This is a genomic window from Microcystis sp., assembly GCF_048564745.1.
Classification (GTDB): Bacteria; Cyanobacteriota; Cyanobacteriia; order Cyanobacteriales; family Microcystaceae; genus Microcystis; species Microcystis ichthyoblabe_A.
This window is the reverse complement of record NZ_JBLZRT010000105.1, coordinates 1-11,591: the sequence shown is the minus strand read 5'-3', so window position 1 is coordinate 11,591 and position 11,591 is coordinate 1. Positions and strand designations below refer to the sequence as shown.

General features: G+C 42.5%; 12 protein-coding genes. 6 read left to right on the top strand and 6 right to left on the bottom strand.

Annotated elements, in window-relative coordinates; translation table 11 throughout:
* Both ACOCD9_RS12275 and ACOCD9_RS12270 read left to right on the top strand, forming a co-directional pair.
* Nucleotides 1-114 (top strand): transposase (locus tag ACOCD9_RS12275; RefSeq protein ID WP_271927689.1); only part of this gene is annotated, 114 nt, incomplete at its 5' end.
* 86 nt (nt 115-200) lie between these two features.
* Nucleotides 201-596 (top strand): helix-turn-helix domain-containing protein, encoded by a 396-nt coding sequence (locus tag ACOCD9_RS12270; protein ID WP_271949520.1) that lies wholly within the window; start codon nt 201-203, stop codon nt 594-596.
* 60 nt (nt 597-656) lie between these two features.
* Here the strand turns inward: ACOCD9_RS12270 and shc are convergent, their stop codons facing one another.
* The 6 genes from shc to ACOCD9_RS12240 form a co-directional block, all read right to left on the bottom strand.
* Nucleotides 657-2,564: a squalene--hopene cyclase gene (shc, locus tag ACOCD9_RS12265; RefSeq protein WP_419547598.1), complete on the bottom strand. Its 1,908-nt coding sequence runs from the start codon at nt 2,562-2,564 to the stop codon at nt 657-659.
* Between the two features lie 243 nt (nt 2,565-2,807).
* Entirely contained in the window at nt 2,808-3,563 is a 756-nt protein-coding gene (gene tsf / locus ACOCD9_RS12260) for a translation elongation factor Ts (RefSeq protein WP_002734629.1), read from the bottom strand.
* A gap of 116 nt (nt 3,564-3,679) precedes the next feature.
* Nucleotides 3,680-4,477 carry a 30S ribosomal protein S2 gene (rpsB, locus tag ACOCD9_RS12255; protein ID WP_419547596.1) on the bottom strand — a complete coding sequence of 266 codons (798 nt, stop codon included), beginning with the start codon at nt 4,475-4,477 and terminating at the stop codon, nt 3,680-3,682.
* A gap of 156 nt (nt 4,478-4,633) precedes the next feature.
* Nucleotides 4,634-5,101: a thioredoxin-dependent thiol peroxidase gene (gene bcp / locus ACOCD9_RS12250; protein WP_419547595.1), complete on the bottom strand. Its 468-nt coding sequence runs from the start codon at nt 5,099-5,101 to the stop codon at nt 4,634-4,636.
* 2 nt (nt 5,102-5,103) lie between these two features.
* Nucleotides 5,104-5,952, bottom strand: coding sequence for a M56 family metallopeptidase (locus tag ACOCD9_RS12245; RefSeq protein WP_002761003.1), 849 nt, complete (start codon nt 5,950-5,952; stop codon nt 5,104-5,106).
* Nucleotides 5,952-6,440, bottom strand: coding sequence for a BlaI/MecI/CopY family transcriptional regulator (locus ACOCD9_RS12240; protein WP_002761005.1), 489 nt, complete (start codon nt 6,438-6,440; stop codon nt 5,952-5,954). Before ACOCD9_RS12240 ends, ACOCD9_RS12245 begins: the two co-directional genes overlap by 1 nt.
* A gap of 20 nt (nt 6,441-6,460) precedes the next feature.
* Here ACOCD9_RS12240 and ACOCD9_RS12235 point away from each other — a divergent pair, with 20 nt between their 5' ends.
* The 4 genes from ACOCD9_RS12235 to ACOCD9_RS12220 all read left to right on the top strand — a co-directional run bounded on the left by ACOCD9_RS12235 (nt 6,461) and on the right by ACOCD9_RS12220 (nt 11,394).
* Nucleotides 6,461-6,751 (top strand): DUF4090 family protein, encoded by a 291-nt coding sequence (locus ACOCD9_RS12235; protein WP_002732452.1) that lies wholly within the window; start codon nt 6,461-6,463, stop codon nt 6,749-6,751.
* 196 nt (nt 6,752-6,947) lie between these two features.
* Nucleotides 6,948-8,135 carry an RNA-guided endonuclease InsQ/TnpB family protein gene (locus ACOCD9_RS12230; protein WP_419547593.1) on the top strand — a complete coding sequence of 396 codons (1,188 nt, stop codon included), beginning with the start codon at nt 6,948-6,950 and terminating at the stop codon, nt 8,133-8,135.
* A 706-nt stretch (nt 8,136-8,841) separates the two neighbouring features.
* Entirely contained in the window at nt 8,842-10,002 is a 1,161-nt protein-coding gene (locus ACOCD9_RS12225; protein WP_287701120.1) for an NDP-sugar synthase, read from the top strand.
* 153 nt (nt 10,003-10,155) lie between these two features.
* A complete protein-coding gene (locus ACOCD9_RS12220) occupies nt 10,156-11,394 on the top strand; it encodes a lipid-A-disaccharide synthase (RefSeq protein ID WP_419547591.1) in 1,239 nt (412 codons plus the stop codon).
* Nucleotides 11,395-11,591: the final 197 nt, after the last annotated feature.

Below are 11,591 nucleotides of genomic sequence, written 5' to 3'. Positions count from 1 at the left end.
ACAGTGGAAGGAATTAATAATAAACTGAAGGTGATTAAAAGGAGAGGCTATGGATTTAGAAACTTTAAAAACTTTAGTCTTAGATGTTTATTAAATTGGCATTTTGCTAGTTGATTTTACATGGTAAGTTCGGAAGAACCTAAAAATTTTGTATCTCCTTCAGTCACCCCTATTTAAACCATAAAATTAGAGTTATCTTTATGTTTGCCACTGATAAATACTTAGAATTATTAAAGCAATACCCGCCTCGTCCTATTCACAATGAGGAAGACTTAGAAATGATGCAGGAGGTTATTAATCGCCTTTTAGACAAACCCCAATTAACGGTAGAAGAAAGGGAATATCTAAATGTTTTAGGGTCTTTAATTTATGAGTATGAGGAAAATCAAGAGCCAATACCTGATATTTATGGAATTGAATTGTTAAAATTCATACTAGAGGAAAGAAACCTACAAAAGCAAGATTTGCTATCTATTTTTGAAAGCAAGTCAACCCTAGATGACATTCTTGATGGGCAACAAGAGTTAACTCCTATCTACATTCAAAAATTAGCCAATTTTTTAAATATATCTCCTGATTTATTTTTTCCTAGTTAGTCATAAAAAAGGCGTTAGACAGTTAGGCTGATTTCCTGTCTTAACGCATAGATTAACAGACTAAATTAAAGCCCGATAACGCCCCAAAGCCAGTAAAGGAAAATACTGCTGATAGAAATGATATTTCAGGTAAAAATGACAGGGGAAACCTGTACCAGTGAAGTAATCTTCATCCCATGTACCATTTTCTTTTTGGGTAACAAGAAGATAGTTAACACCCTTTTCAATCACTTCTCGCTGATAATTGCCGGTGACTTTCCCGACAGCTAATAAACCGATTAATGCCCAAGCAGTTTGGGAAGCGGTACTATTTCCCTGTCCTTTAAATTTAGGGTTATTGTAACTAAAACAGGTTTCCCCCCAACCACCATCAACATTTTGACAACTGCTTAACCAATTGGCTCCTTTTTGCAATTGCTGGCGATATTTATTCGGTTCCAGAAAAGCCAAAGCGGATAACGCTCCACTGGTTCCATAAATATAATTTACACCCCAACGACCAAACCAACTACCATCAGCTTCCTGTTCTTTTTCCAGATAATCCAAAGCTTTTTTAACTCGATTTTCCTCCATGTTAACATCACAAGTACCTAACATTTCTAGAACTCTGGCAGTAACATCAGCCGTATTAGGATCGATCATTGCTTTTAGATCGGCATAGGGCAAAGAATTAAGCCAGTTTTGATCGTTATCGATGTCAAAAGCTCCCCAACCACCAGCTTTACACTGCATAGTAGCCATCCAATTAGCTGCCCGTTTCATCACAGCTTTTTTAATATTTTCATCAGGCATTTTAATTAACTCTAAAGCCATCACCACCACTGCCGAATCGTCTAAATCGGGATACCAGCGATTGTCAAATTCAAAAGCCCAACCGCCGGGGGTTCCGATTTTATTTTTAATCGCCCAATCGCCATAATCAAGAATTTGTTGATCGATTAACCATTGTCCCGCTTTAATCATAGCTGGATGAGCGGGATTTAGCCCAGATTCAATTAGCGATCGAATTACCCAAGCCGTATCCCAAACCGGCGACACACAGGGCTGTACACAATAGGTATTATCCGTCTCAATAGCAAAATTATCCACCGCTTTTAAACCCCGGGCAACAATCGGATCGTCAACATCATAACCTAGGGCTTTTAAAGCTAAGAGGGAATTTAACATCGCCGGGATAATTCCCCCCCAATCGCCTGTGTCTTCCTGTCGTTCAATTACCCATTTTTCCGCCGCTTTCAGACTTTCTTGACGGAAGGGAACTAAATCAGTTTTTTCTGCCCATTTAAACAGCCCATCTAACCAGAGAAAAACATCTGCCCAATCGTTATTTTTTGGTAACTCATACTTGACATTATTCACCCCTTCTGTATAGAGTTCATCGAGATTAAAACCCATTTTATACACGGGTTTTTTGTCGAAAACAATTAATAAAGGAACCGTACTTCCCCGCGCCCAACTGGACATTTCATAGATAGTAAAAGGGAAATTTTCCGGCAGTAGCATAATCCAAGCGGGGATAGAGGGAACCCCCTGCCAATCGTAACAACCAATCAAAGCGAGGTGCATTTTGGTGAAAATGCGGGTTTTGCTGATGCCACCTTTAGCTAAGATAAATTCTCTAGCTTTTTCTAAAGCAGGATCATTAGCGGGAATTCCCAATAGTCGCAGCCCCATGTAGGCTTCCACAGTGGTGCTAAGATCGCCACCATCCCCATAAAATAACTCCCAAGCGCCGTTAGGACACTGTTGCTGACGCAGATAGGTGGCTGCTTTGTCTAGGGGGCGATTTTTGTCAGTTTTCCAGATTTTGTGCAGTAAAATTGCTTCTGAGGTGATGGTGACATTAGATTCTAATTCTGCCCACCAGTAACCTTCAGAGTATTGGGTAGAAAGTAAATAATTTTGAGAAAGTTCGATCGCTTTCGCTGTTTTAGCGGCTATTTCGGTGATTTTGTCCTGAATCTGCATTTTTTTCCGTTCGACAACCTCTAGGGACCACCAGTGCAAATAAGATAATCTTATTTACAAAGTTTTTAATAAGTAGGTAAAAGATAGGCTTTTGTTCCCAAGGAATCCAGTCAAGGAATTTGCTTTGGTTGCCAATTTCTTTTTTCTTTTGACTGATTACTGATAACTGATTAAGTACCCCCACCCCCCTGAAGACAAAAGGGGTACGAAACTCGCACCCCACCAGATTTATCTTCATTGAACTTACTTTTTCTTTTTGCCTTTAGCGGGCGGATTATCCTTCGCTGCCGGTTCGGGGGCTTTTTCCTCCACTTGCGGGGCTGCTGCTACCGGTTCCGGGGCTTTTTGTCCCATTTGGGCGGCTACTTCGGCGGCGAAATCCGTTTCTTCTTTCTCGATCCCTTCACCTAGTACAAAGCGTTGGAAACGACGCACCTGAATATTTTCTCCCAAAGCGGCGATCGCTTGTTTGAGCAATTCGTCAATACTGATGTTCTGGTCGCGGATAAAGGGTTGATCGAGCAGAGAAAGTTCTTTCAAACGTTTTTCAATGCGACCAGCCACGATTTTTTCTTTGATATTATCGGGTTTATTGGCTAAATCGTCCCGTCCCATCTCAATTTCTTTTTCTTTGGCGGAGATTTCGGCGGGAATATCGGCCACTTTCACATATTCGACGTTAGGACAAGCGGCAATCTGCATCGCCACGTCATTAACCAATTTTTTGAACTCCTCGCGACGGGCAACAAAATCGGTTTCACAGTTCACTTCCACTAAAACACCGATGCGGCTGCCGGTGTGGATGTAACTGCCGATCATCCCTTCTGCCGCTACCCGACTGGCTTTTTTCTCGGCGGAAGTAATCCCTTTTTGACGCAACCATTCGATCGCTTTAGTTATATCCCCCGCGTTTTCCGTCAGCGCCCTCTTGCAATCCATCATGCCGGCGCCGGTCTTTTCCCTAAGTTCTTTAACCTGTTGTGCTGTAATTTCCGCCATAAAATTCCTAACCTACTGCTTATAATTGATCATGCCACGAGAGGGGCAGGTTTGACCGCTCGATAGGCTCGGAAAGTTTCCCCCCGAACCTAGCTGCGATCAATAGCTAATTTTCCCTAGTTATCTTCGTCTCCACTGGCAAATTCGGCGGCGTATTGGGAATAATCACCTTCTTCCTCGTACTCGGTTTCATTATCGTAGTCTTCCTCGTATTCTTCCACCGCTGCTTGACCACCGCGACGACCTTCGATGATCGCATCGCTAATTTTGCCTAAAATCAGTTTGACCGAGCGAATTGCGTCATCGTTGGCGGGAATCGGCACATCTACCAAGTCAGGATCGCAGTTAGTATCCAAAAGGGAGATGATGGGAATGCCCAATTTTTGGCATTCTTGGATAGCGTTGTATTCCCGACGCTGATCCACTACGATCACTAAATCCGGCAGCCGGCGCATGGTTTTAATGCCACCGAGGTATTTTTCTAGTTTGCCTAATTCCCGACGCAGTACCGATGCTTCTTTTTTCGGTCGTTTATCGAGGGCGCCACTATTTTCTAATTCTTCTAATTCTTTGAGTCTTTCTACCCGGCCGCGAATGGTTTCCCAGTTGGTTAACATTCCCCCTAACCAGCGTTGGTTAACGAAGTGGCTGCCGCTGCGTAAAGCTTCCTGTTTAATGATCGCTGCCGCTTGCCGTTTCGTACCGATGAATAAAAAGCGTTTACCGCGATCAGCTTCTCCTCGGACAAATTCGTAAGCTTCTTCGATTAATTGGGCAGTTTGCACCAAATCAATGATATGAACCCCATTCCGGGCAGTGTAGATGTACTGAGACATTTTCGGGTTCCAACGGCGCGTTTGATGGCCGAAGTGAACCCCAGACTCTAGCAATTCTGCGAGAGAGACAACGGGCATATTTTTCTCCTTTTCGGGTTTATCCTCCATCTAGGGCTGGATTTCTAGATTCCTAGAAACACCCGATCGCCTAGATGTGCGATTTTTGACAACTTTTCTAGTCTAACACGAAAGGGCGCAATTGCATACCCGTAAATATTGGGTACTGAGGGCTTCCTACTGCAATTCCTCAAGTTTTTTCAAAACCGCTTCTGCATGGGCTTTTACCTTGACATTTGACCAAATATAGGCAATATTTCCCCGGGGGTCGATCAGGAAAGTGGATCGTTTAATCCCCATATATTCCTTGCCCATAAATTTTTTTAATCCCCAGACTTGATAAATTTCCGCCAGTTGATGCTCGGGATCGCTCAATAATTGAATAGTTAAATTGTGTTTTTCAATAAAACGACAGTGGGACTTCTCTGAATCGGGACTAACTCCCAGAATTACCGCATTTAATTGCTGAAATTGCGGTGACAAAGCGGTAAAATCGATCGCTTCTGTGCTGCAGCCCGGAGTGTTATCTTTGGGATAAAAATATAAGACCAACCATTGACAGGCAAAATCTGCTAATTTGCTAATTTCGCCTCTTTGGTTGGGGGTGGCAAATTCGGGGGCTTTTTGTCCAACTTCTAGGGTCATTTTTAGGAGTGTAAAGGCAAGAGTAAGAAAGGAGCGAGGGAGAGGGAAAGCAATAGCCAGACTTGATAGTTAAATCTGGGAAGTTCGGGGTTTTCTGACTCGACTAAAGCATCAATTCTCTCTAATAAACGATTATTTAAAGAATGATCATTGAGAGCGACACAGCAACTATCGGAGAAACTTATTTCCGCTACTTGATTAACTTTTTCTGCCACTAAAAGCAGCGATTCAGCTAATAGTAAATAATCCACCTGTCCGGAAGCGTACTTATCGGCGCGTAATTCCCGCAAGAAGACCAATTCTGACCATAAATTCTCGCTATTGGGCAGCCAAGAAGACATCGATCGCAGCCAACCTAACCAGAAAAACCAGAAAGTGTCATGATATTCTTGGTGAGCTTGTTCGTGGGCTAAAACTGCTTGTAAATGTTCTTGATCTAAGAGATTTAATAATCCTTGCGTCACAATTAATTCCGACTTCCAGAAGCCAACTCTGGCACTGTAGGGAAAATCCACTGCTAAAACTCTCGCTTTCTGAGCGGTGATTTTTTTGAGGGGATAACTGCTAAAATCCCGATGGGTTTGCCAAGTTTGATAGGAAAGTTTTATCAAACAAAATATAGCAAAAACTAGCCAAATTATGGCACTAAAGTAACTTATTAAACTAGAGTTATAGCCTAGCATTTGCCCGCGATAGCCCATACAAACCACCGATATAACTGTCATTAACAGCAGCAAAGGAGGAAAGAGGAAGAAAAATAGCGTTATCTGCCAACGACGCTGATAGCTGGGCAGAAACCAACGTAAACCAATGGCGATAGTTAATGCTAGTAATAACATTGAACCGTGCATTAGCTTTCTCTCCGTTGTTGACGAAGGGTATCTAAACGAGAGGCGATCGCTTTTAATTGTTCGACACTAGCAGTATCGAGACTATCGGCAAAAGAAGCCACCACATCCGCATTACCAATAGCCAAAAAACGATGTAATTGTTCGTAGGCTTTAATTGCCTGTGCTTGTTCCTTAGAAACCATCGGTTTCCAGTAGAAAATCCGACCCTTTTTATAACAACTTAACCAGCCTTTATTAGTTAAACGACGCAGTACCGTAGTCACAGAAGTATAGGCCAGATCTCGTTCCGGATCCGCTAAAATGCGATCGTGGACATCCTTAACGCTAACGGGTTCCAATTCCCAGACAATATTGAGAATTTCCGCTTCTAGGGGGCCAAGGGATAACTGTTTTGGTTGATAGGTCGGCAATTGAGCCATAGTCACACAGAAATGAAGATTACTTTCCTGATCATAGCGGCGGATATCGATCGCCTGATAAAATAGCAACGATCCTTTATATTGTCTTTATGTCCACCGAAACTAATTTAACCACAACTACGGGCGCTGATGCCATTGATGTGGCGATCGCTAATGGCATTGATTTTGATGGTTCCCCAATTCCCCCGGCAAAATTGGAACTTTATCACCGGGTAATGGGTTTGGAAGCAGGACGACAAAGAAGCGGAGTATCTAACACGATGAGATCGCGAATTGTCCGCATCGGGGCCAAACATATCCCCCAAGAGGAGTTAAATCAGCTGTTGTTAGCCGCCGATTTTGCCCCTCTCAAGGAGAAAGAAATCGCTTTTTACCTATAATGTCGGCTTTTCATCTCTCGGTTTCACCTCGGAGATGAAAAGTTCCGCCAGCATAGAACAGCACTTCGACACATTTCGACAGGCTCAATGTAAAGGCTCAGTGACACGAAGCACGACTAAGAATAACTCTAATCTATAGTTGCCAATTTAATTTTAGTATGCTAGAGTAGTTTGCGTGGTAGGTCGACAACGCAAAATGTTTGTTTTAGAGTACAAGCTTAGAGGAAAACCATCTCAATATCAAGCCATTGATGAGGCTATTCGGACAGTACAGTTTGTTCGGAATAAATGTCTTAGATATTGGGAAGACAATAAAGGTGTAGGACAAAAGGATGTATATAAATATGTCACTCAATTAAGAAGTGAATACCCTTTTGTTCAAGACCTTAACTCTACAGCTTGTCAACAGGCTTGCGAACGGACTTGGACTGCTATTCTTAGGTTCTATAATAACTGTAAGAACAAAATTGCTGGTAAGAAAGGATATCCTAAATACTCTAAACGTACTCATTCTGTTGAGTTTAAAAAGTCAGGTTGGAAACTTAATCGAAATTCCAAGAGAATAACTTTCACTGATGGAAAAAATATTGGGGAGTTAAAACTAATTGGTAGTCGAGACTTGTTTGATTTTCAAGAATGGCAAATTCAACGGATAAGAATAGTTAAAAGGGCTGATGGATATTATTGCCAGTTAATGCTACAACTCGATGCTAGAGATATAACCCCACAATTAGAATCGACGGGTCATTGCCTAGGATTAGATATGGGGTTAAAATATCTTTATGCTGACAGTAACGGGAATACAGTAGAGCCTCCTAAGTATTATCGAAAAGCCGAGAAGCGTCTTAATAAACTGAATAGAAGAAAGTCGAAAAAGTTTAAGAGAGGACAAAAGCAGTCTAATAACTACAAAAAAGCTAGTCAAAAATACGCCAAGGGACACTTAAAAGTAAGTAGGCAACGAGAAGAGTTTGCTAAAAAATTGGCACTCCGTTTAATTCAGTCAAACGACTTGATAGCATATGAAGATTTAAAAGTCAAGAACCTTGTGCGTAATCGAAAACTAGCTAAGAGTATCAATGATGCTGGTTGGTCACAATTGAGAAAATGGATTGAGTATTTTGGTATTAAATACGGCCGATTAACTATTGCAGTTAATCCAGCCTATACAAGTCAAGAATGCTTTAATTGTGGTCGGTTAATCCAAAAGTCTCTATCAGTCAGAACTCATGTTTGTTTGTGTGGGTATATAGAAGATAGGGACAAGATGGCGGCATTAAATATACTCAAAAAAGCTACGATAGGGCATATCGGAAGCTGGTCGTCAGACCTAAACGCTTGGGGAGATTTAAGCTCTATCTTGGTTGGTAGAAATACCTGCTAAGACAACTTGAGTCAGTGAACCAAGAATCCCTCGCATAAGCGCGACGGGAGTGTCAATATCTCAAGTAGTCAAATTTTTGCTCACCATTTTTCGCCTAGACTTCTTGGGGTTAACCGGATTGTTGGGGAAATTAGGCAAGGAGTCTAGGTTGATCTAATGCTCAAGGACACCTCGAATAAAAGATTTTGTTAACAAAGTGTTGGTCGAGGAAATCTCCTTGATCTACATTGATGAAGAGGGAATAATTTTAAATAATTAACAAGGCGCTCCGTCCCTCAAAATTCGATTTTTCGAGGTAGCCTAGACATAACGCCTTGGTTATTGGCTAAAATTAAACTTTTTTTGCCCATCAATTTAAAAACTTGCGTTTTTTTGATCATCTTAGCCTAGAGGACTGAGTAGTATGAGTTACAGCAAAGTTGATTTGTTAATTTTGTCCATCAGTGTAATCTGGGTTAAATCTCTCACTTTTTCCCGTTATCAATTACTCAAGGGGTAGCTCGATCAATTGGACTTATTGAGAAAATCTTCGCACTAATTGAGAGTAAACCAAGGTTTGATCAGGGTTTCAGGCGGTGCAATGCTGAAGTAAATCTATTTTTCGAGGTACCCCCAAGAGGATCGATAACTACTGATTCCGAGCCAGTAATGATACACTAGGCATGATTTAATTACAAACCTCGATCGCAAAAGGAAATAAACATCGATGAAAGCCATGATTTTGGCGGCAGGCAAAGGAACTCGTGTCCGTCCGATTACCCATACGATTCCCAAACCCCTGATCCCGATTTTACAAAAGCCGGTGATGGAGTTTTTGTTGGAACTGTTGCGACAGCATGGCTTTGATCAGATCATGGTCAATGTTAGTCATTTAGCCGAAGAAATTGAGAGTTATTTCCGCGATGGTCAGCGTTTTGGGGTGCATATCGGCTATTCTTTCGAGGGTAGAATCGAAGAGGGAGAGTTAATCGGTGATGCCCTGGGATCGGCGGGCGGTTTACGACGAATTCAAGATTTTAATCCCTTTTTTGACGATACTTTTGTGGTTCTCTGTGGTGATGCGCTGATTGATCTCGATCTAACCGCAGCCGTTAAATGGCATCGAGAAAAAGGAGCGATCGCTACTATTGTCACCAAAACCGTCCCCAGAGAGGAAGTATCCAGTTATGGGGTGGTAGTTAGCGACGAGGAGGGAAGGATTCTCAGTTTCCAAGAAAAACCCGCCATCGATGAAGCTTTAAGTACCTGCATTAACACGGGTATCTATATTTTTGAGCCAGAAATCATTGATTTTATTCCCCCTAATAGTAAATACGACATCGGGGGCGAATTATTCCCCCAATTAGTCGCTAAAGCTGCGCCTTTCTACGCTTTAAACATGGATTTTGAATGGGTGGATATCGGTAAAGTCCCCGACTACTGGCAGGCAATTCGCGGGGTGTTATCCAGGAAAATTAAAAATGTTGCTATCCCCGGCATCGAAGTCAAACCGGGCATCTACACGGGCTTAAATGTGGGGGTAAACTGGGATCGAGTCGATATCACCGGACCTGTGTATATCGGGGCAATGACGCGCATTGAAGACGGGGCGAAAATTGTCGGTCCGAGTATGATTGGCCCAAATTGTTGGATTTGTGGCGGCGCGACGGTGGATAATAGCGTTATTTTTGAATATTCTCGCCTCGGTTCAGGGGCGCGTTTGGTGGATAAGTTGGTCTTTGGGCGCTACTGTGTTGATAAAACCGGCGCGGCGATCGATGTGGAAGCGGCAGCCTTGGATTGGTTGATTACCGATACCCGCAAGGTTCTCCCAGAGTTTGATCACCCTAAACATCAGGCAATTCGTTCTTTATTCAATGGCAAGTAGGCAACACCGCAACGGGGAACTTTTTACTTGATAAGTACCTAAGCAAAATTAATTACACATATCTAACCACTCCTTGCATGAGTGCCTTTTGCCTTTTGCCTTTTGCCTTTTGCCTATCCTAACCAAGACATTAATTTTGCACGACTACTTATCATGTTTGATTCTCCTGTTGATCTTCTCATTCTCTCTAATGGTCCTGGAGAAATATCTACATGGGTGCGTCCAGTTGTCAAGAGATTGCGACAAAACTTAACAGAAGATCGATCGCTGTTGCGGATTTCGGTGATTCTTTCCCCTTGTACCCATGCTATGGGAGCGGAAACGGAAGTAGTTAGTAAATATCCGGAGGTCGATCGAGTCCAGTCGCCAGAAAACTTCTTTAATTTTCTTTTCTGGGGAAAAACCGCCGATAATTGGGATTGGCACCCCAAGGGCATCGTTTTATTTTTAGGGGGCGATCAATTTTTTGCCCTCACCATCGGTAAACGTTTGGGTTATCGCACCGTTATCTATGCGGAATGGGAAGCGCGTTGGTATCGGGGGATCGATCGCTTTGCCGTAATGAATACAAGTGTATTAAATAATATTCCCCAACAATATCAGCATAAATTTACCGTTATCGGCGATTTAATGGTGGATTTGCCCAATGCTATCACCCCGGATGATGCTACCTTAATTGCACTTCTCCCGGGTTCCAAACCCTCGAAATTAGCTCAGGGTGTACCCCTAACCCTAGCCATTGCCGAAAAGATACACGCGCAGGCTCCCCGGACTAAATTCTTAATTCCCGTCGCTCCTACCCTAAATTTAGCTTATTTGGCGAAATTTGCCGATCCTAGCTATAATCCGATGATCACTAAAACCGGTTGGAGTGCTGCTAAATTAAAAAACGGCGAAAAACCCTATCTAGAAACAGCTAAGGGGGTAAAAGTTGACCTAATTACCGATTTTCCCGCCCATAACCAGCTTTCTCGCTGTCATTTAGCTTTAACGACGGTGGGTGCTAATACTGCCGAATTAGGGGCGCTGGCAATCCCGATGATTATTTTACTACCGACTCAGCAACTAGACGCGATGCGAACTTGGGACGGTTTACCCGGTTTATTAGCTCAACTGCCGGGGGTGGGTTCTTTATTTGCTAAGATAATTAATCTCTATATGTTGCGGAAAAAGCGTTTATATGCCTGGCCAAATATTTGGGCCGGTGCCGAAATTGTTCCGGAATTATTGGGGGAATTACAACCAGAAGAAGTGGCAAATATGGCTAGTTCTTGGTTAGAAAATCCCCAACAATTAGAGGCTATCCGGCAAAAATTGCGGGCAGTGCGCGGGCAACCAGGAGCAGTGGATAAGTTAGTATCTATTATTGCTGAACAATTGTCTAGTTTTTAAGCAATCAGAGAATTAAGTAGCTGGTTATAATTAAATTGAAGATAGATTTTGGGTTCGATCCCCCCTGCCCCCCTTGATAAGCTATCCATTAGTCGGATCTTTCTTAACAAAAAGAGAAGAAACTTAAAAAAAGGGGAAACGATTGATAGGTATAGTTTTGAAAGAAGGAATCAAGGTGGAGGTAAGCAAAAAAATGG

Excerpts from the sequence above, each read along its gene's own strand:
- ACOCD9_RS12270 (WP_271949520.1), top strand. The coding sequence starts at position 201 with ATGTTTGCCACTGATAAATACTTAGAATTATTAAAGCAATACCCGCCT.
- shc (WP_419547598.1), bottom strand. The coding sequence starts at position 2,564 with ATGCAGATTCAGGACAAAATCACCGAAATAGCCGCTAAAACAGCGAAA.
- tsf (WP_002734629.1), bottom strand. The coding sequence starts at position 3,563 with ATGGCGGAAATTACAGCACAACAGGTTAAAGAACTTAGGGAAAAGACC.
- rpsB (WP_419547596.1), bottom strand. The coding sequence starts at position 4,477 with ATGCCCGTTGTCTCTCTCGCAGAATTGCTAGAGTCTGGGGTTCACTTC.
- bcp (WP_419547595.1), bottom strand. The coding sequence starts at position 5,101 with ATGACCCTAGAAGTTGGACAAAAAGCCCCCGAATTTGCCACCCCCAAC.
- ACOCD9_RS12245 (WP_002761003.1), bottom strand. The coding sequence starts at position 5,952 with ATGCACGGTTCAATGTTATTACTAGCATTAACTATCGCCATTGGTTTA.
- ACOCD9_RS12235 (WP_002732452.1), top strand. The coding sequence starts at position 6,461 with ATGTCCACCGAAACTAATTTAACCACAACTACGGGCGCTGATGCCATT.
- ACOCD9_RS12230 (WP_419547593.1), top strand. The coding sequence starts at position 6,948 with ATGTTTGTTTTAGAGTACAAGCTTAGAGGAAAACCATCTCAATATCAA.
- ACOCD9_RS12225 (WP_287701120.1), top strand. The coding sequence starts at position 8,842 with ATGAAAGCCATGATTTTGGCGGCAGGCAAAGGAACTCGTGTCCGTCCG.
- ACOCD9_RS12220 (WP_419547591.1), top strand. The coding sequence starts at position 10,156 with ATGTTTGATTCTCCTGTTGATCTTCTCATTCTCTCTAATGGTCCTGGA.